General features: G+C 51.6%; 18 protein-coding genes. 9 read left to right on the top strand and 9 right to left on the bottom strand.

The window, feature by feature from the left end; all coding sequences use genetic code 11:
* Positions 1-166 precede the first annotated feature (166 nt).
* Complete coding sequence (locus tag K0H79_RS17275) at positions 167-1,711, top strand: S8 family serine peptidase (RefSeq protein WP_220065888.1); 1,545 nt, start codon at positions 167-169, stop codon at positions 1,709-1,711.
* 45 nt (positions 1,712-1,756) lie between these two features.
* Here K0H79_RS17275 and K0H79_RS17270 read toward each other — a convergent pair whose 3' ends face one another.
* From K0H79_RS17270 to K0H79_RS17260, 3 genes are all read right to left on the bottom strand, one after another.
* Positions 1,757-2,392 carry a class I SAM-dependent methyltransferase gene (locus tag K0H79_RS17270; protein ID WP_220076641.1) on the bottom strand — a complete coding sequence of 212 codons (636 nt, stop codon included), beginning with the start codon at positions 2,390-2,392 and terminating at the stop codon, positions 1,757-1,759.
* 250 nt (positions 2,393-2,642) lie between these two features.
* Positions 2,643-4,100, bottom strand: a complete 1,458-nt coding sequence (locus K0H79_RS17265) for a DUF3300 domain-containing protein (protein ID WP_258405427.1) — start codon at positions 4,098-4,100, stop codon at positions 2,643-2,645.
* Positions 4,101-4,402: 302 nt separating this feature from the next.
* On the bottom strand, positions 4,403-5,383 hold the full coding sequence (locus K0H79_RS17260; protein WP_220076640.1) for a helix-turn-helix domain-containing protein: 981 nt from the start codon (positions 5,381-5,383) through the stop codon (positions 4,403-4,405).
* Positions 5,384-5,771: 388 nt separating this feature from the next.
* Between K0H79_RS17260 and K0H79_RS17255 the strand changes: the two genes are divergently transcribed.
* The 6 genes from K0H79_RS17255 (at position 5,772) to K0H79_RS17230 (ending at position 16,024) form a co-directional block, all read left to right on the top strand.
* Positions 5,772-7,181, top strand: coding sequence for a S9 family peptidase (locus tag K0H79_RS17255; protein WP_220076639.1), 1,410 nt, complete (start codon positions 5,772-5,774; stop codon positions 7,179-7,181).
* The gene (locus tag K0H79_RS17250; protein WP_220076638.1) at positions 7,178-8,317 is read left to right on the top strand and encodes a sensor histidine kinase; all 1,140 of its coding nucleotides are present in this window, start codon (positions 7,178-7,180) and stop codon (positions 8,315-8,317) included. Before K0H79_RS17255 ends, K0H79_RS17250 begins: the two co-directional genes overlap by 4 nt.
* Positions 8,310-9,020, top strand: a complete 711-nt coding sequence (locus K0H79_RS17245; protein ID WP_258405426.1) for a LytTR family DNA-binding domain-containing protein — start codon at positions 8,310-8,312, stop codon at positions 9,018-9,020. The genes K0H79_RS17250 and K0H79_RS17245 overlap by 8 nt, the downstream gene beginning before the upstream one ends.
* A gap of 1,340 nt (positions 9,021-10,360) precedes the next feature.
* Positions 10,361-10,846, top strand: a complete 486-nt coding sequence (locus tag K0H79_RS17240; protein ID WP_220076636.1) for a hypothetical protein — start codon at positions 10,361-10,363, stop codon at positions 10,844-10,846.
* A gap of 280 nt (positions 10,847-11,126) precedes the next feature.
* Complete coding sequence (locus K0H79_RS17235; protein ID WP_220076635.1) at positions 11,127-12,947, top strand: hypothetical protein; 1,821 nt, start codon at positions 11,127-11,129, stop codon at positions 12,945-12,947.
* Positions 12,944-16,024: an AAA family ATPase gene (locus K0H79_RS17230; RefSeq protein ID WP_220076634.1), complete on the top strand. Its 3,081-nt coding sequence runs from the start codon at positions 12,944-12,946 to the stop codon at positions 16,022-16,024. The genes K0H79_RS17235 and K0H79_RS17230 overlap by 4 nt, the downstream gene beginning before the upstream one ends.
* Positions 16,025-16,429: 405 nt before the next feature.
* On the opposite strand, the gene K0H79_RS17225 is transcribed toward K0H79_RS17230, so the two are convergent.
* Genes K0H79_RS17225 through K0H79_RS17215 form a run of 3 tightly spaced genes read right to left on the bottom strand, consistent with a single transcriptional unit; the run spans position 16,430 to position 18,909 of the window.
* The gene (locus K0H79_RS17225) at positions 16,430-17,872 is read right to left on the bottom strand and encodes an ATP-binding protein (protein WP_220076633.1); all 1,443 of its coding nucleotides are present in this window, start codon (positions 17,870-17,872) and stop codon (positions 16,430-16,432) included.
* Positions 17,872-18,546 carry a response regulator transcription factor gene (locus K0H79_RS17220; protein ID WP_220076632.1) on the bottom strand — a complete coding sequence of 225 codons (675 nt, stop codon included), beginning with the start codon at positions 18,544-18,546 and terminating at the stop codon, positions 17,872-17,874. Before K0H79_RS17220 ends, K0H79_RS17225 begins: the two co-directional genes overlap by 1 nt.
* A 3-nt stretch (positions 18,547-18,549) precedes the next feature.
* The gene (locus tag K0H79_RS17215; RefSeq protein WP_220076631.1) at positions 18,550-18,909 is read right to left on the bottom strand and encodes a PepSY domain-containing protein; all 360 of its coding nucleotides are present in this window, start codon (positions 18,907-18,909) and stop codon (positions 18,550-18,552) included.
* 147 nt (positions 18,910-19,056) lie between these two features.
* On the opposite strand from K0H79_RS17215, the gene K0H79_RS17210 reads away from it, so the two are divergent.
* Complete coding sequence (locus K0H79_RS17210; RefSeq protein WP_258405425.1) at positions 19,057-19,878, top strand: choice-of-anchor H family protein; 822 nt, start codon at positions 19,057-19,059, stop codon at positions 19,876-19,878.
* Positions 19,879-20,052: 174 nt separating this feature from the next.
* Here the strand turns inward: K0H79_RS17210 and K0H79_RS17205 are convergent, their stop codons facing one another.
* The gene (locus tag K0H79_RS17205) at positions 20,053-21,216 is read right to left on the bottom strand and encodes a CaiB/BaiF CoA-transferase family protein (RefSeq protein ID WP_220076629.1); all 1,164 of its coding nucleotides are present in this window, start codon (positions 21,214-21,216) and stop codon (positions 20,053-20,055) included.
* 108 nt (positions 21,217-21,324) lie between these two features.
* On the opposite strand from K0H79_RS17205, the gene K0H79_RS17200 reads away from it, so the two are divergent.
* Complete coding sequence (locus K0H79_RS17200) at positions 21,325-22,410, top strand: branched-chain amino acid aminotransferase (RefSeq protein ID WP_220076628.1); 1,086 nt, start codon at positions 21,325-21,327, stop codon at positions 22,408-22,410.
* 280 nt (positions 22,411-22,690) lie between these two features.
* Here the strand turns inward: K0H79_RS17200 and K0H79_RS17195 are convergent, their stop codons facing one another.
* Together K0H79_RS17195 and K0H79_RS17190 are read right to left on the bottom strand one after the other, a co-directional pair.
* Complete coding sequence (locus K0H79_RS17195) at positions 22,691-25,330, bottom strand: hypothetical protein (protein ID WP_220076627.1); 2,640 nt, start codon at positions 25,328-25,330, stop codon at positions 22,691-22,693.
* 2 nt (positions 25,331-25,332) lie between these two features.
* Positions 25,333-25,935, bottom strand: coding sequence for a hypothetical protein (locus tag K0H79_RS17190; protein WP_220076626.1), 603 nt, complete (start codon positions 25,933-25,935; stop codon positions 25,333-25,335).
* Between the last annotated feature and the right edge of the window lie 116 nt (positions 25,936-26,051).

Below are 26,051 nucleotides of genomic sequence, written 5' to 3'. Positions count from 1 at the left end.
TAACGATATCTTTGTCGGCATCCGCTTGTGTTAGCCATGGATTGTGCGTATAACAGGCCTTTGTGATACAAAAGTGTTACAAATGTAATAAAAAATAATAACAAGGTCTGTATGGCGTTTGACTGTTCCATCAGATGACCGCTTTGAATATGCACAGGAGTATGCAATGCAATCCATTTACAAACCACTGGCCGCGGCTGTAACCCTGGCGCTTTGTTCTGGCGCTTATGCTGCCGACCAGGAGCGCTATATCGTTAAGTTTAAAGAAGGCAAGGGCCCGAGCGTAATGGCTCAGCTGAAGTCTCAGGGTGGCAAGATGGCCCTGGATCTGAGCAGCCACAATGCCGCTGCCTTTACCCTGCCAGCCAAGGCCCTGAAAGGCCTCGAAAACAACCCCAACGTGGAGTACGTTGAAGTGGATGCCAAGCGCTATCCTCTGGGTCAGGTTGTGCCTTACGGTATCCCCATGGTGCAGGCCGACCTGCTGAGCGATGCCGCCACCTCCAACACTACCGTGTGTATCATCGACTCCGGTTATGAACTGGCCCACGAAGATCTGGCCGGTAACCAGGTAACAGGCACCAACGATGCCGGCACCGGCAACTGGTTCACCGATGAAAACCACCACGGTACCCACGTGGCAGGCACCATCGCCGCACTGAACAACAACACCGGCGTGGTGGGTGTAAACCCCAATGGCAACCTGAACCTGCACATCATCAAGGTATTCAATGCCGATGGTTGGGGTTACTCCTCTTCACTGGTATCGGCGCTGAACAAGTGTGAGCAGGCCGGTGCCAAGGTTATCAACATGAGCCTGGGTGGCAGCCGCTCAAGCCGCACCGAAGACTCGGCCTTTGCCGCCGCTGAAAGCCGTGGCGTGCTGTCTATCGCTGCCGCCGGTAACGATGGCAACACCCGTCACTCTTACCCAGCCTCTTACAACTCTGTGGTATCTGTTGCTGCCATCGACAGCAACAAGGTGGTTGCCGACTTCTCCCAAAAGACCAGCCAGGTTGAACTCTCTGGTCCAGGTGTGGGTGTGCTCTCGTCTGTGCCAACCGGCACTGCACTGGTTGCCAGCACCACTGTGGCCGGCACAGGTTATGAAGCCATAGGTATGGAAGGTTCACCCACCGGCGATGCTTCTGGCATGCTGGCCGACTGTGGCACCGGCGAGACAGCCTGTAACGCCAACGGTCAGGTGTGTCTTATCCAGCGCGGCGTGATCTCCTTCGCCGAGAAGGTGCAGGCCTGTGAAAACGGCGGCGGTGTTGCGGCCATCATCTACAACAACGTGTCAGGTGCACTGAACGGCACCATGGGCGACGTGGTCACCTCTATCCCATCTGTGGGCGTGAGTGACGTAGACGGCGCGGCCATGCTGGCCAAGGTTGGCAGCAATGCCAGCGTCAGCATCGGCGCCGGTAACTATGCCTACTTCGACGGTACCTCCATGGCCACTCCACACGTAGCCGGTGTGGCTGCGCTGGTTTGGAGCCACTTCCCTCAGTGTTCCAACACCCAAATCCGTGCGGCGCTGCGTGCCACTGCCGAAGATCTGGGCGTAGCCGGTCGTGATGATTCCTACGGTTATGGTCTGGTGAAAGCCAAAGACGCCGTGGATTACCTGACCACCTATGGCTGTGACGGCCAGAGCAGCGGCGGCGGTAACACAGGCGGTACCTGTAAGGGCCGTAACTGTAAGTAAGCCTTAGCCCTGGATATGAAAAAGCCGGTCAGTGACCGGCTTTTTTTATTGACCTTTAATCGCGATTAAAAAGTGCTCGGTTTCGCCGCGGGTTTCTGTGTGATGCTGCCACAGCGGCGTAAGCCCCAGTGCGCTCAGTTGCGATTGGATGCCATCTGCGGTGTGCCCCTGACGCCAGACGCTGTCGCCGTGGCTGTTGGTCTGAACATGGGGGTTACCGTCGCACTCGATAAAACTTAGATACAGCAGTCCCTCACTGGCCAGTTTGGCGGCACAGTCCTTTAAAAACTGCGCGGTGCTGTGGCTGTCGAGATAGGGCAGGCCGAAGGCGCAGGCAATCACATCAAACTCGCCCGTAAGGCTTGCGGTATCCCTGAGATCCAGGCAATGAAACTCGCCATCCGGCAGCGCCTCTTTGGCCAGCATCAGCATCTGTGGCGATAAATCGGTGGCGGTGATGTCAAGCCCGGGGACGCGGGATTTCAGGTGAAGGCTTAAGGTGCCCGGGCCGCAGGCGAGGTCCAGTAAGCGCCTATGACTGGGCTGCATCCTGTCCGCCAGCGCATCGAAGGTGGCCAGATAACTTGGCAGCAGCACAAAGGCGTCGCGATAGGCCTTTGCATGTTTGTCGAAGGTGGCAACGGTTTGCGCAGTGTCGGCTGCACTGATTTGGCCGGACATGAGATTAGACTCCCTGACTTGGCTGGGCCCATTCCGATGGGCGGTAAAAAGGTGGTGCCCAATGCGGGTCTAAATAATGCTGGTTTAATGAGTGCGGGTCTGATTGAGTGGATCTAATCAGAGCGGTTCTCAGTAAAACGCGGGCAATAAAAAAGACCGGCAGGGCCGGTCTTTGTTTTTGGCATATTTTCAGCGGCCTTGCAATCGCTGCCAGTGGGCAGGGCAATGTCAGCCCGGCCCTTAAACGCGGTTACAGGTTGCGCTCGCGGGGATGGTCATTGTGGCGCTCACGCTGTGGCTGAGGGCGTTCCCGCTGGGGCTGCTGATGCTCACGGGGCTGCTGGCGCTGCTGACGGACTTCCTGCTGTGTCTCGCGCTGGCGTTCACGCTGCACCTGTTGCTCCCTTGGCTGGGCAGGTTGTGGCTGCATCTCGCGTTGACGCTCCTGAAACTGCTGGCGCTCGCGCTGCTGTTCACGCTGCTCGAATCCGCGCTGCTGCGGCTGGCTGCGCTCGCGGTTGTCATTCCGCTCACGGCTGTCTGCACGCTCACGGCTGTCATTGCGCTCACGGCTGTTCAGCTGCTGGTTTAGTTGACGCTCACGGGATTGATGACCGATCTCACGGTCGCGGGAGCTATTGCCCACTTCCCGTTCACGGGCGCTATGGTCATTGTTTTCAAAGCGGCGTTCGCTGCTGTTCATACGGGCCTTGAAGTCCTGCTCGCGGCTGTGGCTCAGCTCCCGCTGCTTTACCTGGGGATTGTGCTGCTGCGACACAACACGGCTGTACTCGTCATGGCGTCTGTGGTCGCGCTCAATCCGGCTGGGGGTGCTCACATTAAAGCGCTGGCGGACGTCGGCGCTGCGGTAGGCCACACCGTGGCGATGGCCCGGGTCATGGCGCCAGCGCTGTGCACCCTGGCTGATGGCATACCTTGGCTCCGGTGGGCGGCGATAGTGATGATGGTGGTGCACTATCACGTGCCTGTCGTACCAGTGGAAATTCGAGAAGTAAAAGTTAAAGGAAATGCTGATCCCCGAATGCCAGCCAAAGTGACGGTGATAACTCACATAGCCGGGGAAGGGCGCCCAGTACACCGGCGGGTAGCGGTTCCAGCGCCAGTGACCATACACCACCCGTGGGTCGTAGTAGGGCACATAGATGATTTCGGGGCTGGGCGACTCGATAATGATTTGCGTGGGCTGGCGTTTCACCACCAGATTATCGCCGCCGTCCAGATTACCGGCGCGGTCGGCCTGGCGGCGCAGCATCTGTATGCTGTCCAGCACCGCTTCTTCATCGGCGAGGAAGGCATCCCCCAGATCCCGGGTCCAGTTGAGGTCATCGCTCATGCGCTCCAGCACATTGGGGAAGGCAATCAGCGCGGTGACGCTGGGGTCCCAGCCCTGCTTCTCGGCCTTATCCATCAGCTTTTTGTCGCTGAGCTTGCGATTTTTCTCACGCCAGCGGCTTGCTTCCACCACCTCCAGCGGATAGCTGGAGGCAATCAGGATATGGGTCAGCAGGGTATCGGGGTAGAGGGCAATGGGTGCCAGCAGCCGTGCCAGCTCGGCTTCGCTGAAGCGCTCGGCGCGGATACTGCTGCTGTATTCACTCGGCTCGGCCTGGGCCACCGAGGTGCAGCCGGAAAACAGGGGCAAACACATCAGGGCCGACACAAGTTGTATTTTGATAGACCTGTTCATAGGGCCTCCTTGATTGTTTCACACGGGCATGATGCCAGTTTGATTACAGGCTACAGGGCTGAAGATGAACGAAGGCTGAAGGGTGAAAACGGCCGCAAAGCAAACGACAGAACAATTTCTGTCGCCTGCTTGTTGAAAATGAATTTTGAGCAGAAGGGCCTCAGGCCCGCCATGCGGATATTCTGTTAACGCAGACGGCACTGTTTTGGAGAAAATGCGACTGGGAAAGTCGGAGGCAGGGGCTCCATCGTGAGCGTTGCAGGGCGTTTGGCCAAACTTCACCCTGCACGCTAATGAAGGGGCTATCGCTGGTCTTTTTCGAGCAGTTCCGTTAAGCCGACCAAGGCCGCATACAGCACTGCACTGACTGGCCAAATAATCCAGGTCACGCCCCAATTCATGGTCCACAGACTCCACCCCAGAAAGACTGCGGTGACAAGCGGCCAATAAAACCCCGCCAGCTTTTTTGCTTTCTCGCTTCGTCTTGCTTTCGCGGTTTTGTTCAGGCTATCCCTGAGGATGGCGCTATAAGCATCGAGCCTTGCTGACACCGGGATCACCAGGTATAAGCCTGCCGCTATCATCAGCATCAGCACAATCAGCATCATGAATATGGTCTCAGTTCCCGGATAGAAAAGGCTGCCCAGCATGAGCGGAATAAAACTGCCGATGAAAAAGAAAATTCCCAGTGACAACCGACTATGATACCTGGGTTTAAAGTGATTCAGCTTTTCCTGAAAGGCACTGTGGACACCATAACTGAGTTCAAATTGCTCGTTATCTATGGTGGCCGTATCGGTTTCAAATTGGTTTATCTTGATCAAATAACTGATACCCAGGCATACCAGTATCAGAATGCCTACAATTCCGCAGGCAGCCGCCAGGTCATTGGTCATACCCATCCGCTGTGCCGCCGCCATCGCCATAAAAAAGAACAAGGGAATAACCGAGCACACACAGAGTAATACTCCTTTGACGGTGAGTTCCGCAGCGCTGACCTTGCACTCAAGATAGTGATTGGCTTGCTCCAAGGAGATCAGTGAGACGTCCGGCATCTCGCTGACCTTACCGGTGTCAAAGCTGTCTATCTCGTCCTTTAACAGGTAGTCGGTCGAGACACCGAATAAGTTTGCCAGGAGGATGACTTTGTTCAGATCGGGGATGCTGTTGGCGCTCTCCCACTTGGATACGGATTGCCTGGACACTCCCATCTTGTCAGCCAACTCCTCCTGAGACCAGTTGGCTTGCTTACGTAAATTCACTATCTTGTCTGCCAGTATCATTGCGCCTGTTCCTTGCTGCTTTTAGATGCACTCATCTTAGAAATTCACTGGGTTGCCAACCACCAATCCGGCTTACCATTTTGTCAACTGACAGTTGCAATTACCATAAAACAGAGCATTTTAAATCACTTATCCAGTGCATCTACGCGTAAACCCTGTCTGCTCCTTGGTTGGGGAGTATGGCCTGTCTTTGGGCAGAGTTGGCGGCGTGCGGCAGCTCATGGTCGAGGATGTCGTCTCACTTTTCGATCATTATCCATATCAATAGTGTTGCTCGGTCTGAAGGAAACCACTCAAAGAGAATTTCTGCCGTTCGCATAAGTCTTGCCCTTGGGCTGGGGGCGTCCCGTTAGCATGGCTTCATCAAAACGATAACAGGAGTGCAGCCATGAAACCTTTTACCAGCCACAACATCAGCAATACACAACGCCCTTCAACCCCGGTACGGAGCAAGCTGCATTGGATGGCTGCCAGCCTGCTGGCTGTCAGTCTTGGCTACCCGGCGTATGCCGACTCTACTGTCACTGAGACCATCAACGGCAACTGGACCGCCGAGCTTAAGGTCAACGCCAAAACATCGGTTGGGCTGGTGCTCAAGCTGAAACAGTCAGATTCAGGCTTTGAGGCATGCATGGATGTGCCGGCGCAGGGGCAGTTTGATATCTGTTTTCCTGAGGCCAGCCTGACCGGCCAGGCATTGAAGCTGGGCTTACCGGCCGCCGCCATCAACATCGAGGGCCAGTGGCAGGGGGATGCGATTCACAGCCAGTATCAGCAGGGCGGTTTCAGTGCCCCTGTGACCTTTGAGCGTCAGCAGCAACCGCTGGCGGGACGTAAGCCCAGGCCGCAGGAGCTGTTCAGCGCAGATTACGAGGTGCAGGATGTAACTTTTGCCAGTGAGGCCGGTATCACCCTGGCCGGAACCCTCAGCCTGCCAAAGACACCGAGAGCGGTCGCTATCTTGCTGTCGGGCTCGGGCCCCAGCACCCGGGATGCCGAAGCCTTTGGTCATAAAATCTTTCTGGTGCTCGCCCATCAACTGAGCCGGGAAGACATTGCCGTGCTGCGTTTCGACGACAGGGGCGTGGGTCAGTCGGGTGGCGACTTTGCCAGTGCCACCAGTCTGGATTTTGCCACCGATGCCCTGGCCGCGTTTGAGTTTATCCGCAGCCAGCCCTGGGCAGACAAGCTGCCGGTAGGTTTTGTCGGTCACAGCGAGGGCGGTTTGATAGGCACCCTGGCTGCGGCAAAAGAGCCCAGAGTTAATTTTTTGGTATCGCTGGCCGGGCTTGGCACCAGCGGCGAGCAAATCCTGATTGATCAATCCTTTAGAATTTCTCAGCTGATGGGGATGGACAAAGCGGCGCTCGAAAAAGATGATAGGGCGCAAAAACAAATATTCAGCGCGGTGCGCCGCGGTGTGGCGACTGATGAACTGACAAAGCTGATGGTATCCCTAGGCGATGAGCAGGATAGTGCCAAAGCCAAGGCAGAGCAGCTTTCCAGCCCCTGGTTCAGGTACTTTGTCAGCGCCGATCCCGCCCCCAGTCTGGCCAAACTGACCATGCCGGTGCTGGCGTTGAATGGTGAGTTGGATGTGCAGGTACTGGCCGACCCCAACATAAAAGGATTTAAAAACAACGTGAAGCATGAGCTGCTGACCACCCGTATCTATCCGGGTCTTAACCACCTGTTCCAGCCTGCCAAATCTGGGCTGCCCAATGAATATGTTACCAGTGAGATTAGCTTCAGTGACGCAGTCAGCCTGGATATCGCCAATTGGGTGAAGGCGCTGTGAGCTCCAATCTGAAGCGGTTCTGGCTGTACCAGACGCTTGGCTGGGGAAGTTTCGCCCTGCTCAACCTGAGTGTGCGGGGCTACTTCAGCCATTTCGGATTGGGGGAGCTGGTCAATTCAATGTCGCTGTTTGCGGCATTGATGGTGTCCACAGGGTTACTGCGACTGTATTTTCATCGCTTTATTGAAGATAAGTCGCTGGGCAAGGCGGTGGCCCATGTGCTCTTGGGCGCCTTGTTGGCGGCTCTGTTAACCACCGCCTTAGTGGCGCTGGTGCTGCTGCCTAATCAGGCGCTGGTGTTTGGCAAGGTTATCCCGGAGGCGCCGTCTCAGCTGCTGATGTCCATCCCCAATACCCTGTTTATTATTTTGCTCTGGTCGCTGTTTTATCTGGTGATTAAGCGCCAGCGGCTGCTCAGCCAGCGTGAGAAGGCACAGGAAGCCCTGCAGCAGTCGCTGCAGGCTGCGCAGCTGGATTTATTGCTAAGCCAGATTAATCCGCACTTTATTTTTAATGCAATCAATAACATCAGAGCGCTTATCCTGGAGGATAAAGACAAGGCGCGGCAAATGTTAACTGAGCTGTCGGATGTGATGCGCTACGTAATGTACGCCGACAGCGGCGCCCTTATTCCGTTTCAGCAGGAACTCGGCACGGTTAAGCAGTACCTCAGTATCAATGAGCTGCAATTCGAATCCCGCCTCAGTTACCAGTTGGACATAGCGCCGGACTGCCAGGATGTGCTGTTCCCCAAGATGATGTTGCAGCTGATGGTGGAAAACGCCATTAAACACGGTATAGGCAAGCGGCTGCAGGGCGGCAGAATCGATATCTCGGCGCGCTGCGAAGCAGGCTGCCTGCTGGTGGAAGTCACCAACCCCGGCACCTTGGCGCCGGAAGATGCCCGGGGCGCTGGGATAGGCATTCAAAACATTCGCCAGCGGTTGCAACTGCATTATGGTTATGAGAATGGCCTCGAGAATGGCCATGAGAGTGGTCTTGAGAGTGGTTATCGGAATGGCGATGGGGCCCACAGGCTGGCAGGCAAGGCCGCCTTCGATATTCGGGCCGACGGAGAAAACGTGGTGGCGTGTTTGCGCTTGCCGCTGGATAAAAAGGACAGGGAAATTGCTTAAGGCACTGATAGTCGAAGACTCAAGGCTGGCAAGAGTGGAGCTGAAACAGCAGCTTGCAGCCATAGAAGGTATTACCGTGGTGGCCGAAGCCGCCTCGGTGCAGGAGGGCATCAGCGCCTGTGAAGCACATGCACCGGATCTGCTGTTTTTGGATATCGACCTCCCCGACGGCTCCGGCTTTGAGCTACTGGCGAGCCTTGATGAGGCGCCGCGGGTGATTTTTACCACCGCCTTTGAAGAGTTTGCCCTGCAGGCTTTTGAAAAACAGGCGCTGGATTATCTGCTCAAACCCATCAACAGTCAGCGGTTGCAGCAGGCCTGTGAAAGGGCAATGCTGGCGATAGAATCGGCCAATCGCAGTGAAAAAATGACCCTCGACAGCCAGTTTTTCGTTAAAGATGGGCGCAATTGTTATCTGGTCAGGCTCGGTGATGTGGAGCGCTTCGAAGCCCAGGGAAACTACACCCAGGTCTATTTTGACGACAACAAGCCGCTCATCTATCGCACTTTGAATAAAATCGAGCCGCGCCTGCCAGGCCAACACTTCTTTCGGGTCAGTCGTCAGCACATAGTGCAGCTGGCGCATATTCGTCATATCGAAGCCTGCAGCAGTGGCGGGTTGGAGCTGACCCTCTCCAGCGGCGCCCGCATTGAAGTCTCCCGCCGCCAAACCAGTTTGCTGCGGGATCTGATGAGCCTGTGAGCTTTCTGCCACGATTGGGCGGCAGTTTGCCCATCTGCCCATGGTGGATTTGTTACTCAATGAGCCTTGTGGATGCGCTCTCTTTTTTTAATTAAAACCCTGCTGGTGTTGTCGCTTTGCAAGCGATGGTAAGTCGAAGCCTTCCAGGCTTCACCCGGGCAGAGGGCTTTGCGCGCCCAAAGCCCTCTGCACTCCAAAGGGCGCCCGCGACGAAGTGGAAAGCCCCTTGGTCATTTGGCGTCCTTTTACTATCGCGTCAGACGCTCATCCCTGATTCGACTGACGCTGCCTCGGTATCCATACCTCGGCCACGTAACAGACGCCAATGCCCTGCGGCCACTTCGAGCGGGTTTGGGTGCGAGTTTCAGGATCGGTGGTATTCCTGCGGCTATATCAAGGGCGGTTCAGGTTGCCCAATGCCTTTCTTTGTTGTAGCTTGGATCAAATTGTTACTGGCAAGGTTTTTTAACCCTAAGATGATGAATTCAGGGGTTAATTAAGTCATTGCTGAACAAGAGTGTGCAAGCAGCGCAGCAAACGACAATGTGGATCAGGGAAGAACCGCTCAGCCACGCCTTCACAGGCACGGCCAGCAAAGCAGGGACAGCTAAAAGCTCACTCACCCTTCAGCTTCTCCCCTCATCTCACAAGGCCATGTGGCACCCGCTGATCATTAAGTAGCATTAAGCAGGTCATTAAGCAGAAGACACTGCACAAAACTTGACCTAACCCTAAGTTTGTCACTGCCCAAGCTGCTAACTTGCTGTTGTTTTAGTTGAATTTTTTACAAACGGCTTTTAACCAAAGCCAGTTGGTCAGGTACGCTCTAAGGCAGCAAGCGCCGGTGCGGTAGCCAACCCGAAATTTGGGCGCTGCGCTTTGCCGGGATGAATTGGCAGGTAAACCAACCTGCGGTTGGTTTGGGGAGATTGCCAAACTGCGTTTGGCGAAAATCGTGGGTCGCCGACCCACACCCGGGGAAAGGGGACCGTTTCGACAGGCCCCCTTATCCAATCCCCCAGCGACCCGCCACGAAGCGGACGACTCCTTGGGCATTTGGTGTCTTATAGCTATCGCGTCAGACGCTCATCCCTGATTCGACTGACGCTGCCTCGGTATCCATACCTCGGCCACGCAACAGACACCAATACCCCGCGGCCGCTTCAAGCGGGAGCGGTGTAATCTTCGGCGTGGATGTTTCGTCGCTAAAGAGTTGTGGGTGTCCGCACTTTTCGACGTCTGTGTAATGAGCGACGAAAGCTCGGAGTTTAAGCCAGTTCCTGCAGGTTTTTGGTTATTTGACTCTTGAAAAACAAATTTTATTTAGGTTGGTGGGGTAAATGAGTAATTTAATGTGTTTTAAGATAGGATGGGCCGCTCTTCTTGATGTTGAACTTTGGCTAAAGTGGCTTGATATTTTATCCAAAATTGCGACGGTTGTTGCGGTTGTTGTTGCGATTATTGCAGCATTCATTGCTTATAAACAAATAACTTCAAACTCACAAGTGTCGAAAAGCTCAACCGCTATTAGTATTTATCAGCAATATCTACAGCTATGTATAGATAATCCTCAGTTTTCTATGGGGATGCAAAAGCCTACCAATAGGACAGGTGAGTATACAAAGTACTGCTGGTTTGTATCATCAATGCTCTATTCATTTGAACAGATTCTAGAGGTGTATGATAATGATGATAAATGGATCAAAACTATAAAGTCTCAGTTAATACGTCACTCTGAACATTTAAAAATATCTAGCTCAGTTCAAGATGGTCATTGGAATTCTAAGCTTGAGTCTGTTATTGAAGATGTGTTGCATGAAATATGACCGATTAGTATCGCAAGCTAATTCCCTAACTGTTAAACTTGAAGTCGTTACTTCATGTTGAGATGGATGTAAACTCGACTAGAGCAGAAGTTTTATTTTGTAAGTTATATTAAAAACATTAAACATGCAAATGCTATTTAATTGGCTTGCATAATTTAATTTTTTAGGAAAAGCGGAAGTGTTCCTATTTTTCAGATGTCTGCCAGCAATGAATATAATTGAGAAAACGATAATTGGTATGGTACGCGTTTTGGAACATTAATAATAGAGAGGTGGCCGTTTGGCGATCAATATCGTAGACGTTGAAGAGGTACTTCGTCAGCAACCGTATTCGCTGACCCTTATGAAGCTGCATGTTCTAGATCCTACACGGGATCCCTATAGGGCTGTTTTGCTTCAACCGCCAGGTTTAGTTGAGGCCAATAGTACGCGAGTAGGCCATGCTAACGCTGATGTTGGCTATGCCTTATGCCGCGAATTTCTATCAATAGCCGCAAATAATTATTCAGATTTAGCTGTAGCTCCCGAATATTGCGTCCCTTGGTCAGTTGTGGATCAAATAGTTAATGGGGGCTTAAGACCCCCGCATGGTGCTATCTGGGTTCTTGGGTGTGAAAGTATTTCTCCAATTGATTTCCTGGAACGCGCTCGGCATTACAACGCAACAGGAAGTTGCTTGTTTCATCACAAACCTATTGACGGGCGACAAGCTGCACAAAGAAGTTATGTTGATCCACTGCTCTACATTTTTTGGACTGAAAATCAGGATGGCCAGCCTGTATTATTCCTTCTAGCACAGCTCAAAACAGTGCCATGTAGGGACTACAGAGACGTCGAACAAACCTCACTTTGCCTTGGTGATACGATTTATGCATTTAATCGTGACATTAACTCAATAGGTTTGGTCTCAATTATTTGTTCAGATGCCTTTAATTTCACTGAACACATAGACAGAATCCATAACAACTGTCTCTTGATACACATCCAGCTCAATCCGAAACCAGCGCATGCTGATTATGCAGCCTACCGCAAAAGGCTATGTTCTGTAGGTTCTAACAGTAATGTCGAACTTCTATGCGTGAATTGGGCTAAGAGCATCAAGGAAAACAAAGGTGGTGGCAGACAAATGGATTGGAACAATGTCGCCGGCTCGGCTTGGTACGCTCCGCCAGCTAAGTTCGGTACTGACGATGGACTAATTGACGCTTTGCATCGCAAGGGACTGTACTATTGTTTACTGGAAAAACGCTGGCACTCATTTTTTCTCAATTATGAAGGACAGATTATTCAGTTACAAAAGCAAAAGCTGTTTTTTCTTGGGGAACAAGCCTTAGCACCGAAAAATTTCATTGGTGTAGAAGGGCGTTGGTCTTGGGATCCAAACAATAATAGTTGGGAGCCTGGGGCTATTGCGAATGACGGTTTCTCTGAGGCACTGGGTGGTTACCAAGCGATTTCAGAGCATCTGCATTTGGCTTCGCAAGCTAGTCCCCTAGCTGTTGAGCGCGCGATCGAATTGCTGATGGGACCTCAAGGAACGCCAAATTCTTGGTATGTTGTCAAAGAACTCGACGCAATACATCTGGACAGGGATGAGGAATCAATACGCAGATTGACGGTCCACCAAGACCCTGACACCTCTCGACCTGGATCTTCTTATCGTTTCCAAAGATTGCAGCGAGCACAAGACGCAATCAGCCTTATTCAATGCGATGTTCCGTGGCCACCTCCGGTGCAAGACTTAGCGAATGGCTTTAAATTTTCATGGACGAGCAATGCTCCACACTACAATGTTCAACCGAATACCGGTGGACGTGGACCTGCCGCACTAGTCTATCTTTCAGATCAAGCGAATGACGCTACCATTATCAGCACTTACAAGAAGCTGAATATGGTCATAACAACCCACGCAGCTGCAAAGGCGTGTACAGAAGGTAAGTTCGGAGAAGAGTTGCAAGATGCAATTGTCCGTGCTCAAGACAGGATTTGCGTTGTGTTTCGACGTGATGGCCGATTTGGAGTTCGAAGACCTGAAGGAACAAATCAAATAGATACACCGGCAAATTCATCATCAGTTGATTTCACAGAGGATAGATCATGATCAATGCACAACGCGTTGAAGCGATGCTCAAAGACCGCTATCCCGACCTTGAACGAGTCGGACCGGGCATATTTCGCGGCATTGATCGCTTTGGTTCTCGCGACTTTGCTATTCGTTACTTCGACCTGAACGACAGACTTGCTACTACAGCTGAATCATTGAAAAGTTATCAGGAAGAAATTCTCTCACCTATGTACTTTTCGAATAAAACCGCAACTGATTTACGCTGGAACCATTATCTTTATTTCGTCACCAGCGACGTTGAAGCTCAAAGGAGCAATTTCAACTATCTTAAAACAAAAGTTGAAGCCGATAGAGAGTACGCCCGTAAGCAGGTCTTGAGAGAAAGCGATATGACCAACTTGTTGGTAAACGCACAAGCGCCAGAATCATCAGGAGCTCTTCCAATTGACCTCGCAACAACATGGTCAAATACTTTGGAGCAGCAAGATCTCTCATTTATTCTTGACAACGACATCACAGTTCCGGATGCGGTGCGAGGCATTATTTCCGGAACCAAGCGCCCTGCATCGCGTCCAATAACGTCTGTATCTTTACTGGATGCAGAAAAGGCAGCTTCAAATAGTTTTATCGAACGGTTGAGTATCAAGGGATTTCGAACACACCCAGAAGTAAAAGAGCACTTTCTAGGGCGAGTAAACTTAATTGTCGGAAGTAACGGGGTAGGTAAAAGCTCATTTCTTGAGGCGATAGAGTTCGCATATTGCGGTAAAAATCGTAGAGAGTCTCCAATTCTCAATAATACGTCGATTACCTTGGATTTGCTTGGTGCTAAACAAAAACTGTATTCAACCGAAGATACTGCTCGATTGCGCGCACGCCACTCAAATTGGTATGCTAAAACCGATCTCAGAAAGATATCTATTCATGATAGTTTCGGGAAATTTAACTTCCTCGATACAGACGCTGCAGTGGAACTAAGTGTATCTGCAAGTTCAGAGCAGATTGGAACAGATGTTACCCGTTTAGTGCTAGGTGCAGCGGCTGAGGGGCTCGCAGATAGACTACGACGAGTTTTCAAGCAATTGCAAGAAGAACTAAAGGTCCTTCGACGTGACAGAGAACACTATCTACTTGCGAAGAGCACCTCTCAAGCTCGCATTGAGGAGATTAAAGCTGCCCCAAAGCTTTCTGACAGCCTGTTCTTAGAACTTTGCTCAGCGTTATCAAATTATGGATGGATTGGAATTTTAGATAATAAGAGCCAACTCGAAGCATTGAGAGACCAGCTTCAAGAAGCAACTACTGCTACCGCATTGGTCCGACAGGCGCCTATCAATTTGCTTCAGATCACCTCAGGTGTTGCTCTTCAGCTTCTGACAAATCTAACTAATGATGCTTACGAAGCAAAATCTCTCGATCAGCGAGCTAGAGCTGCCCGGTTAGAAGAAGCTAACGCACGCAGAGAAGCTCAAGCTGCGGTCGCACGGCAAGAGGCATTAGAGGCTTTACTTCCATATGCGCGCACCGACTTCCCGCAAATAGTTAAACAGGGCACTGAACTATTGGATCTGGCTCGGACTCGTGATCTCAGGCTTAAAGTGGTGGCCGATATCAGTGAAACAACTTCACTCCAGCAGTTTATGACAACTCCTGTCGAAGAGGCTATCAACACACTTGAAGCAAGTCTCGACACATATCAGAGACAACTCGATTCAGCTAGAGCGTCAATTAAAGCTTTGGAAAAAAACCAAAACGCTATGTCCATATTGAAGCAGCGTTTAGTGGGAACAGCGCAAGAAATACTACAGCGGTCAGGACATACCGACCAATGCCCCTTATGTAAAACAGAATTCCAAGAAGGCCAGTTGTATACGAGGATGATGATAGATGTAGAGGAATCTACCTCTGAGCAAATCAACCAACTTAATGCCGATATATCTTCAGCGAATGACGAGTTAGAGAACTGCAATGATGTGTTGGCTCTGTTGCGGCCCTTAAGTACATTTATCGGTGAATGTACTACATCGATATCGGTTGCAGATGTGTTTGCACGAATAGAGCAGGAGCGAACCGCGCTTGAGCAAGAACAATATGAACTGGAGGAGTTAAGAGCACTGGTTAAGAGACTTCGGAAAGAAGGATTATCACTCAATGACCTTTCTCAGAAGCTACTTACGGCGGGAATGACAGATCTTCCATCGGTTGAGAAGTTGCTGAGTCTTCAGTCAGATCACAAAAAGCTATTAGAAACACTGCAAGACACCGAAATAAACGCTGTAAACGAAGCAAAAATTGTTAGGCAGGAATGTGATACGTTGGCCAAAAAGGTGTCAATCGAGGTATTTGGAGACACCGATCTTCTCATAAAATCACTCCATGAAAAGATAATTGTTGTTGAAGCAGGAATGAAGGCACAACAAATTCTTACGTCCTTCATAACAGTAAGCCCAGAAATTACAGCTGAAGAAATTGTATTAAATCTTACCGCTGCACAGCAACTGGTTGCACAGGTTACTACAGCCATTGCACAGGAAAATACTCAAGATACAGCACTAACTAGAGAGCATAAGAATATCGAAGAACTGCTCAATAAGCTTGACGTGACCAATGGGAAGATCAAGCGTGCAGAAAGAGCTGAGTTAGTTTTAGATGATCTTACTGAACAAAGTTCGGGCGGAGAGTTGGCGAACCAGATTCTAACCGAGAATGCAGAAGAGATTGCTAAAACCTTTGCTAGTATTCATATGCCTAATGAGTTCGAAATACAGGCTGCAAGTGGAAAGCTTGCCATTATCCGAAGAAGTACTGGTAAGCAAGTCCAACTAAACCAAATGAGTACTGGCCAACGTGCCGCGTTCGCCCTGTCGCTGTTTCTGGCGATGAATGGTCGCCTTCAATCAGGTCCGCCGGTGATTTTGTTAGACGATCCAATCGCCCACATTGATGACATCAATATGCTGTCGTTTCTGGATCATCTTCGTCAACTTGCAATTACAGGGTCGAGACAAATCTTCTTTGCAACGGCAGACACCAAGCTCGCAGGACTTTTTCGCCACAAATTCAGATTTCTGGGAGATGAGTTTAAAGAATTGCATTTATCGCGAACTAATTAGGTAAGAGTCAGTACACCTAAAACACGTTTGCTGAGGATTGCACCAATCCCACTCGAAGCGGCCGAGGGTGTTGCTGAAAATGGCGTAGCGAGGCATGGATGCAGAAGCAGCGCCAGTCGAATCAGGGATGAGCGTCTGGCGCGTTAGCCAATTTTCAGCATAAGCCCGAAGGAGTTGTCCGCTTCGTTGCGGGTCGCTGGGGGATTGGACAAGGGGGCCTGTCGAAACGGTCCCCTTTCCTCGGGTGTGGGTTGAAGACCCTCGACCTTCTGTCGCTTGCAAAGCGACTCGCTTTAAACCTACTTTCAGTCGTTTGAAAAACGACTATTTACTCCCGTTGTTCGAAGAACAACTCCCAGACTTCCCGTCGCTAAGTCTAGCGACCTCCTGCATACGATTCTCACGTCATTGAGGAAACGACACCTCAAACCTCGCTCCACCGAGCAAATCGCTGCGCTCGACCCGCAGCTTCCCCTGATAGGCGTCTGTCAGGTCGCGGACTATGGCGAGCCCTATCCCATGTCCCTTGTCATAGGTATCCGCGCGGATGCCGCGCTCAAAAATCTTCTCCCGCATCGAATCGTCCACCCCGGGGCCATCGTCCTCGACGATAAGCCGCAGCCTGCCATCGTGCTTGGTGGCGGTTAAACACACCCGTGAACGGGCCGCCTTGCAGGCGTTATCCAGAAGATTCCCCAAAAGCTCGGTCAAATCCCCCTTATCGCCCTTGAACACCAAATCGGCCGTGAGCTTAAGCTCGAAGTCGATGCCCTTGTCGCCGTGGATTTTGCTTAAGGTACGACTTAACCGCTCGGCCTGGGGCAGGATTTCTACCCCCTGGTGCCAGGAGGCGGCGCCGGCGCTCTGGGCCCGTTTAAGCTGATGGCTGATTGAGTGGCTGATGCTATCCACCTGCTCCATCACGGATTCATCCAGTCCCGGGTGGCTTTGCAGCACTGCCAGCGGGGTTTTTAAACTGTGGGCCAGGTCAGAGAGGGCATTGCGGTAGCGCTTGCGCTGGTTTTGCTCTGTGGTGAGCAGCGAGTTGAGCTGATGCACCAGCGGCCCAAGCTCCGCCGGGTAGTCGCTGTCGATGCGCTCCTTGTCGCCGTGCTCCACGGCCTTAAGTTCGGCCTCGAACCGTGACAGCGGCTTTAAAGTCCAGCGCAGCCACAGGCCGAGCACCACGGCAAGTAGTGCCAGCGCCAGCAGCAGATAACGCCACAGGCTGGACTCAAACTCGGTGAGCGCCTCGCGGTAACGCTGCTGGGATTTAAGAATATGAATGCTTAAGGGCACATCCACGCCCTTGCTCTCGTACAGGGCGGTAAAGCTCATGACGAACAGCGGCTCGCCGTTGAGTGTGGTTTCGCCGAACACCTTGGCATCGGCGCCGGGGGCGGGGCTGGGCAGCTTGTCGATGGCGCCGTGGCCAATCAGGGAGCCGGAGCGCCACAGCACTTCGCCTTTCCCAGAGCCAGAGCCTGAGCCTGAGCGCACCTCGGCATACAGGCCTGAGCCATCGACATTGAATTGGGGTTCGTTGAGGAAGGGCGGCATTTCCAGCTTGCCGTCTATCACGTCGGTTTGTGCCAGCACCGAGTAGATAAGGGCGCCGAGCTCGTCGCGGCTGCCCGCCAGCGCCTGACGCTCGAACGCCTGAAACAGGGCGATGCCGAGTGCTGGCAGCAGCAGCGCCACCAGAATGGCGGCACTGACGAAAAGGCGCGTCTTCAGCGATAAGCGGTCGATAACGCCGGAAGTTGGCCTCGGCTGAGAAACATGCTCTGGCTTAGCCACGGGCGCAGGCTTTGGCGCAGATTTTGACAAAGAGGCTGGGTCTGACATCAGTTCAGCAGGTTCAGCCGGTAGCCCTGGCCGCGCAGGGTTTCAATCAGCCCGAGCTTATTGTCCGGGTCGAGCTTTTTACGGAGTCGGCGGATAAACACTTCAATCACGTTGGAGTCGAGGTCGAAGTCCTGATCGTAAATATGTTCGGTGAGCACGGTTTTGGATTGCACCTCGCCCCGGTGCATCATCAAAAACTGCAGGAGGCGAAACTCGGAGGCCGACAGGCTGACCCGCTCGCCACCAAGCAGCACTTCGCCACTGGCGGTATTGAGGGTAACGGGGCCGTTTTCGATGATGGGGCTTGCCTTACCGGCGCTGCGGCGAATAAGCGCCTTTAAGCGCGAGGCCAGTTCCCGTGGGTGAAACGGTTTGGTGAGGTAGTCGTCGGCGCCGGCATCCAGGCCTTCGACCTTGTCTTCCCAACTGTCGCGGGCGGTGAGGATAAGGATGGGGAACTCGCGGCCCTCGGCCCTGAGTTTGGTGACCAGACTGATGCCATCGAGCTTGGGCAGGCCCACGTCGATAATGGCGGCGTCGTAGTCGTATTCCAGCCCCTGAAACAGCCCCAGCTCGCCATCGGCGGCCAGATCCACGCTGTAGAGGTTTTCTCTGAGGTGATCCCCCAGATTGGCGGCCAGGGCCGCATCGTCTTCAACCAGTAACAAGCGCATTGCTTAATCCTTTCTTACACTGCCTGTTCTGGCATCAACTGTGACGAAAAAGACTTTGCCCTGATCATTGACCATCTTAAAGCGATAAGACGCTTGGTTAACCTTGCTCCGGTTTTCGACTTTAATGACCTTACCCTGATACTTGCGTTGGGCGGCTGCGGCTGCCTGTTCGGCATTGCTATACACAAAGCTGCGTTGGCTTTGTGCATCATTAGCCAGGTTGACTCTTTCTCTTGGATCGGCAGCCCAAAGCGGGTTTGAGGCCGATAGCAAGATAACCGTTAACACAAGCAGTGCAATTCGCATATTTCTGGCTCCTTTTTTCTTCCAGAGTCTAAAAGAATCCATTCTTGGATGGAACATTAAGTACTTTCCATGACGCATGTTTTAGCGTTTTTCAAATGAACAAAAGCTGAACAGTTACTGAATGAAACTGATTGTGGACGTTCAGGAAGCGTTCATGGCGAAGCGGATTTAATGGCTTCAACAAGTCAGTATGAGGACGCGACTATGAAGACATTATTCCAAGGCACAGTTTCCAGTTTCAGAATCAAGGCCCTGGTGGCTGCCACTGTGCTGGCGAGTAGCTCGGCTTATGCCTCGGCAGACGAGGTGACTGGTACGCCCATTGGCACGCCGAAGATTGCCGCCGTTGGGACTCAGCTCAGCGACAAGCCAGACAGCAGTCGCTACGTGGATGAAGCCGTTGCCAGCGAGCTTAAGACTCGGGTTCAGCAAATTCAGGCCGTGGCCGCCGAGCCCAGGACCCGCGAGCAAGTGGCGGCGCAAAAGCAAAAGACCTCCACACTGCAGCGCAGCCGTCAGCAAAGCTATGGCGTGTACCACGACTTCAGCTTCTACGATGCCTTTGCCCGCCTGTTTGAAGACAGGGACTACGACGGTTTCCACCGCAGCTTTTCGGTGACCTTCGATGCGGATGTGTATTCCAACTATCCCGATGAGTCTGTGCCCGTGTATGCCGAGCTGTATTTGAGCCGCAACGGCGGTGACTGGGTGCGTTACTTCACCACAGAGACCTTTTACATTCGCGGTGCCAATGAGCTGGACGACTACGAGGTGGTGACCACCCTGGCCCAGGGCTATGGCACCGACCATTACGATGTGCTGATTGACCTCTATGAAGTGGGCTACAGCGACATAGTGGCCACCATCAGCTCCGACGATACCGATGGTCTGTATGCCCTGCCCCTGGAAAGTGCCAACTATGACCAGGAAGAGGTGGTGATTGAAGTAGAAGGCGGTGGCGGCCTGGGCGTAGGTGCGCTGGCCCTGTTGGCGCTGGGTGCCTGCCTGCGCCGCGAGCGGAAATAGACCGTAAACCGTGAACCGTGAACGATAGCAATGCAAAAGCCGCAGTGGGAGTCACTGCGGCTGCTTTCGTTAAACGAAGCCCTCGATTCAGAATCCTTCCTGATTCCCTAATCCCGACTCCCGATTCCCGACTCCCCAATCACCATTCAACATTCAACATTCCCGATTCCCCATTCACGCATCAAGTCCATCCAGCCAGGCCAGCAGTTCCTGCTGATGCTCCCCAAGCCGTGGCGGTGGCAGCGGCGAGTTCAGTGTCTCTCCATCCATTCTCACCGGGCTGCCAATAAAGGGCAGCCTTTCGCCGTTAAAGTCACGCACAATTTGTATCTGCCTGTGTTTGGCCTGGGGCTCATCGAGGGCCTCTGCCACCGTGTTAATGGGGCCGGCGGGCACGCCTGCAGCATTAAGTTGCGTTAGCCACTCGCCCTTGGTTTTGCTCAGCATGGCGGCCTTTATCAGCGGCAGCAGCGCCTCGCGGTGGCTGACCCGCCCGGCATTGGTGGCAAAGCGGCTGTCATGGGGCAGTTCATTGAGTCCTGCCAGCTCGCAGAAGCGGGCAAACTGACCATCGTTCCCCACCGCCAAAATCAGGTGGCCATCGGCGCAGGCAAAGGCCTGATAGGGCACGATATTGGGGTGGGCGTTGCCAAGGCGGGGCGGATTGGTGCCAGCGGCGAGGAAATTTTGCGCCTGATTGGCGAGCATGGCGAGCTGCACATCGAACAGCGCCATATCGATATGGCAGCCAAGGTGTGATGACTGGCGCGCCACTATGGCCGCCAGAATGGCATTGGCGGCATAAAGCCCGGTAAAGAGGTCGGTAATGGCAACGCCGGTTTTCATGGGCTCGCTGGTATCGTCGCCGGTGAGGCTCATCAGGCCGCCCATGGCCTGTATCATAAAATCGTAGCCTGCCCGGGGCGCGTCCGGGCCACTTTGGCCAAAGCCGGTGATTGAGCAGTACACCAGCTTGGGGTTCATCGCCCTGAGGCTCTCATAATCCAGGCCGTATTTCGCCAGGCCGCCCACTTTGAAGTTTTCCAGCAGTATGTCGCTGTGGCGGGCAAGCTTTTGAATTCGCGCTACATCTTCGGGATTTTTCAAATCCAGCAGCAGGGATTTTTTACCCCGGTTGGCGGCAAGAAAATAGGCGGCATCGCCATCGGTGTGGCCTCCGGCATAGGGCGGGCCCCAGTGGCGGGTATCGTCGCCGCCGTCAGGATGTTCAATCTTGATGACTTCGGCACCCATATCGGCCAGTAACTGGCTGCACCAGGGACCGGCCAGTACCCTTGAGAGATCCAATACCCGCAGGCCTTTGAGCGGTTGTTTCATGGAGTTTCCTTAACGGTTTACAGCTTCTTATTGTTGGAATTTGCGCCGCTATTGACTTTATCCCTGCTGCTCCCTAGTCTGCAAGGTCAGTCATCAAGGTGGTATGCAATGGATATAAAGTACAATTTAAAACCCGCATCAGAGCGCCGCACTGAGCCCTTTGAACCTCAGGGAGACGTTGGATTCGGCAAGCTTAGAACCGACCATATGTTTATGATGGACTACAAGGATGGCCAGTGGCAGAACGCCCGTATTTTGCCCTACGGTCCCTTTGAAATGATGCCAGGCGCCATGGCGCTGCATTATGGCCAGTCTATCTTTGAAGGCGCCAAAGCCTTTATGCATGACGACGGTGAAATTTACACCTTCCGTTTGGACAAAAATGCCCAGCGCCTCAATCGCTCGGCCGACATTGTCTGTATCCCGAACATTCCGGAAGACGTGCAGCTTGAGGCCATCAACGCCCTGATTGATGTGGACCGCCTGTGGTTCCCCCGTCAGGAAGGTGCCTGTCTTTATATCCGCCCCTTTGTATTTGCCACTGAAGACCGCCTGTCGGTGAGCCCAGCGAACCAGTACACCTTCTGTGTGGTGTTAAGCCCAAGCGGTGCCTACTATGGCAAAAACCTCAATGCCATTCGTTTGCTGATCACCACCCAGTTCCACCGCGCCGTCTCCGGTGGTACAGGTGCCTCCAAGGCCGCCGGTAACTATGCCGCATCCTTGCGCGCCGGTAAGGCTGCCGCCGAGCATGGCGCTGCCCAGGTGTTGTATCTGGATTCCACCAACGAATATATCGAGGAAGTGGGCGCCATGAACCACTTCCATATCCGTAAAGACGGCACCCTGATTATTCCTGAGTTCACCGATACCATTTTGCGCTCCATCACCTCTGAGTCGATTTTGGCTCTGGGTAAAGAACTGGGCTGCGAAGTGCGTCAGGAAACCGTAAAACTCAGCGATTTTATTGCCGATATCGAAGCCGGTGACATCGTTGAGGCCGGTGGTTTTGGTACGGCCGCCGTGGTCTCCCCCGTTGGCTCTTACATCTTTGAAGATGGCCGTATCGTGACCGTGGGCGATGGCAAGGTGGGTGAGCGCATCGGCCACATCTACAAGGTGTACACCGAGATGCAAAAGGGCCTGCGCCCTGCGCCGGAAGGTTGGGTGCGCAAAGTCGAGCGCCGTAGCTGATAGCTGGCACTCACCACAGCAAAAAGGCTCCCTTGGGAGCCTTTTTTCATGGTGGTTGACTTACCATATTCTGGGGGCGCAACACACTTACCACTGAGTTTAAAAATTTGAGTTGTTTTATATTATTTTTACTTCGGTATTCTTCAGCATACCTGTAGTGAAATGCCTCGAATTGAATCGCTACTAATAAAATTGACATTTTCCTGCCACTTTTCATTAGGGAAGAGTGACAGTAAAAAAATGGCCCTGAAGGGGCCATTTTCTCAATTAAGTCAAATTATCAGTAACGTTCATTTACATGAGCGCAACGGCCAAATTCGGCACCGGCCTTGACCGCCGCAATAATCTGCTTCGGAAAAGCGAGCTCTTGGTCAACGCCATCTTTACAAACAAAAGCTTTGTTTGCATCTATCTCGATAGTGAGCGGTGTTGGTAAGCCAACTATTCCCGCCATCATTTCCGAGCCATTCGCGCTGACGCCAAAGATTCCGTTGGTCATTAGATTTTTGGCTTCTACGACACCTTGCTTGGCGAAAAACTCCTGCCCTGTCATCCAGCCAATTCCTTCCATATAAATTGTTGAGCCTGCGGGCATGCCGTTAATTAGCAAACGTCCAGTGATGACGGATAGATCATCGTTTGCATCCAGTACCATATTTAATGGCAGACCCGCCGTTGTAGCAATCTCATCGTGAGTCATATTAAATGGTTCTGCACAGAAGTTATTGTTGAACACATAATAGGGCACATCCTCGCACCAACGCAGACCACCGAGCTCTTTGATCTGATTGGTTTTGGCATTCCAAACTTTGACACCCTCACCAAATGCCCTGCGGCCAAAACCACGTTGAGCACCAAAGGCAACCAGCTCCCCATCGTTTGAAATCACAGATGAATTCAGTGCTCCAAAGTCGGTGTATAAATCATGCAACTTACCATTTACCCAAGCTAGCTGGGTATTGTTGTTATTGCCTGAGCCTGTAACTGTCATACCGTTTCCTGAAATACGGTCTGCACGAACCCAAGCCTCTTTTCTTGTACCTTTGATGAGCACTTCAAAGCCTTGCCCGTAACTGCGGGGGACAAATTCCAAACCATCGGTTAACAGTTTGGCTTTTCCTGTCCTGGCGTCCCATACAGTAGGAACACCATATGAACTACTGGCCTCTCCGGGGGCACACTCATTTCCACCTGTATTAGGTCGACGCGAGTTGCCTGCTACGTAGTGCCCGAGGTCATCAATGTCCCACACGGAGTGAGAACTGACGCCCGCCTGGCCTGCGATAGCACACGTATTGTTGCTTGGGTCCTCCAATTCTGTGAGCTTGTTGGAGCGTATATCCCATACAGCCCCTTGCCCAATACCATTGCCGTCTAGGTCAGCAATCACTGCGGCCTTAGTGGCATTTTTGTTCATTGCGGCATTGGTAGCAGACAGAGCAGCAAAACCCTCAGGGGTAATGAGTGTTTCAAATGTCTTATGTGTGCTGTCATATACGAACGGTGTTCCAACTCCTGTAGTACCAAGTGCTTTTTTGCCATTTTTGGCGTGATCACTCACCCAGGCAGCAACGAGAGGGGTGTACTGAATACCATCGGTATATCCATTGAAATACATAGATATTTCTTTTGTCTCACCGGCTGATACAATAATGGGGGTCATATCACAGGCATTATCCAATGAAGGAGAAGTGCCTTCCCCGTCATTCCAATACTCATTTTCGGAAAGGATGTCTGTGGGAACTGTTGGGTAGCCACCTGCCCTGATGGGGTCCATATACAAGGCATAACGACCACCAGGCGTCAGACCATTGATGGTAAATGAACCATCCGGACCTATACGACCCTGAGTCATATTACCGCTTTGCTGAGTCACAACATCATGCAGAGGGTTGTCAAGATTGCGGGCGACCATATTCATACCGGAGTACTCTACGCCGTCCTTGGTATAAAGTTTGCCTTTAATAGTTCCGTATTGGGTTTTGTAGTTAGTTGTGGGATACAGATCGGAAATGTTGACTATATCATCACGAACATTAACAGTTCCCTGTTCTTGGCCCTCGATACCACGTACGTTAATAAACGGAAACATTGTTTCAATACTATCGCTGGGAGCACTATTGCGGCCAGTGTATGTATTCGTGCCGGGACAACCTGCAACACCGTCATGCATCGTATATGTGTTGTTTGCTATATATGTGAAATGGCCATTAGCTTGCGAATGAGACATGTTCAGAGCATGGCCAAATTCGTGGGTAAATACACCTTGTACCATCTTACCTTGAGTGTCTTTAATATCGACATACCAGCCGTTCATTAACGCTGTCGCTTCCAAAATTTCGCCAGTTTCTTCGTCAGCCCATTCAGGAAAGGCGATCCCAAGCACTTGCTCGCGGGAAATACCAAAGTAATTTTCTAAAATTGCACCATCAGTATCATAATTGACCCAGAATCCGTAGCCATTCTGTGCACCATAAATCTGATCTACATTTGAAGCATTTACATCGGCAATTCCAGTTTGACTTTCTATGCTGCCTGCAATTTTCATATCAAGCGTAGAAGTTTCGACATTAGACCACTCGGCTATAGCTGCTGCCGTAATATTATTTGCCTGTGCAATTGTCAGAAAAGTATAGTCTCGGTCGAGCGGTGTGTATTTTTGTAGTATGGTACCATCCGGTAGGGTTATGTCCTGATTGAACGTCGTTCCTTTTTCAAGCACAGTAAAAGAAGGAATATCAATACCATCTTTATTTTTAATAATCTTTCCGCCATCAGTCCATACAGGGATTTCTCCTTTAGAAGTATCCCACTTATAGGGCTGCATAGTTTTATCATGAATATACAAAGGACCACCTGCAAATGCGGCAGATGAAACGGTGACCATAGCAATGGCGGCAGTCAGCTTAGAAATTTTCATTGTTATTTAGCTCCAACCATTTTACCGACTAATCCCATAAATAAGCTTGCATCTACAGGTCCTGAATGAGTTAGCATATTTCTCTCTTCATCAGAGAGATTGGAGGTATCCATATTTTCAAATAAACCACTATTGGAAAATTCATTTATAACTTTTCCGTCACTGATTATAAATTTGCCTTGAGCCATACCAGTGGTTGTTTGAAAACCTGTAATTGAAGCGGGCTTATACATAAAAGCAATAACGTTTTCACCTACGTTCCATTTTGCAAAGCCTTCTGGTGTAACACCTAAGTAGACTTTGCCGTTGCCCATGGAACGAGGTTTTAGTAAGCCAAATTGTCGGAAAGTATAGTTTGATGAATCTTTTAATTTCCCTTTTGCATCACTACCTACTGCTATGGTGATCTCGGTATAGGGGCGCATATTGTCAAATCCATCGGTGACTTTCACAACCTCACCGGCAATGATATTTTGTGATGCAGATGTAAGTTCTTGTAGGTTGAGTGTTTTCAACTTCATCGCACTGGCTGGTAATGTCGTCGATAAACCAACAGCAACAGTGAGGGCTACGGACGCCCTTTTGAGTAATAATTTCGCTCTCATTAAGTTTGTTCTCCTTGGATGTCTGATAGCGTGGCGGCCTCTCCCCCCTCCACCACGATACTTAACAAGTTCTTAAAAAATGAGAAACATTTGAAGTGTTTGAATGTAGCATTTTG

Origin of the sequence: Shewanella sp. FJAT-52076 (genome assembly GCF_019457455.1) — a bacterium.
In the GTDB taxonomy this organism is placed as follows: domain Bacteria; phylum Pseudomonadota; class Gammaproteobacteria; order Enterobacterales; family Shewanellaceae; genus Shewanella; species Shewanella zhangzhouensis.
Note: the sequence above shows the minus strand (reverse complement) of the source record. Positions and strands in the feature narration are given on the sequence as shown.

Coding starts and splice junctions, on each gene's coding strand:
- K0H79_RS17220 (WP_220076632.1), bottom strand. CDS start 18,546: ATGCGCTTGTTACTGGTTGAAGACGATGCGGCCCTGGCCGCCAATCTG.
- K0H79_RS17275 (WP_220065888.1), top strand. CDS start 167: ATGCAATCCATTTACAAACCACTGGCCGCGGCTGTAACCCTGGCGCTT.
- K0H79_RS17195 (WP_220076627.1), bottom strand. CDS start 25,330: ATGAAAATTTCTAAGCTGACTGCCGCCATTGCTATGGTCACCGTTTCA.
- K0H79_RS17265 (WP_258405427.1), bottom strand. CDS start 4,100: ATGAACAGGTCTATCAAAATACAACTTGTGTCGGCCCTGATGTGTTTG.
- K0H79_RS17225 (WP_220076633.1), bottom strand. CDS start 17,872: ATGTCAGACCCAGCCTCTTTGTCAAAATCTGCGCCAAAGCCTGCGCCC.
- K0H79_RS17205 (WP_220076629.1), bottom strand. CDS start 21,216: ATGAAACAACCGCTCAAAGGCCTGCGGGTATTGGATCTCTCAAGGGTA.
- K0H79_RS17270 (WP_220076641.1), bottom strand. CDS start 2,392: ATGTCCGGCCAAATCAGTGCAGCCGACACTGCGCAAACCGTTGCCACC.
- K0H79_RS17190 (WP_220076626.1), bottom strand. CDS start 25,935: ATGAGAGCGAAATTATTACTCAAAAGGGCGTCCGTAGCCCTCACTGTT.
- K0H79_RS17255 (WP_220076639.1), top strand. CDS start 5,772: ATGAAACCTTTTACCAGCCACAACATCAGCAATACACAACGCCCTTCA.
- K0H79_RS17200 (WP_220076628.1), top strand. CDS start 21,325: ATGGATATAAAGTACAATTTAAAACCCGCATCAGAGCGCCGCACTGAG.
- K0H79_RS17240 (WP_220076636.1), top strand. CDS start 10,361: ATGAGTAATTTAATGTGTTTTAAGATAGGATGGGCCGCTCTTCTTGAT.
- K0H79_RS17260 (WP_220076640.1), bottom strand. CDS start 5,383: ATGATACTGGCAGACAAGATAGTGAATTTACGTAAGCAAGCCAACTGG.
- K0H79_RS17230 (WP_220076634.1), top strand. CDS start 12,944: ATGATCAATGCACAACGCGTTGAAGCGATGCTCAAAGACCGCTATCCC.
- K0H79_RS17210 (WP_258405425.1), top strand. CDS start 19,057: ATGAAGACATTATTCCAAGGCACAGTTTCCAGTTTCAGAATCAAGGCC.
- K0H79_RS17215 (WP_220076631.1), bottom strand. CDS start 18,909: ATGTTCCATCCAAGAATGGATTCTTTTAGACTCTGGAAGAAAAAAGGA.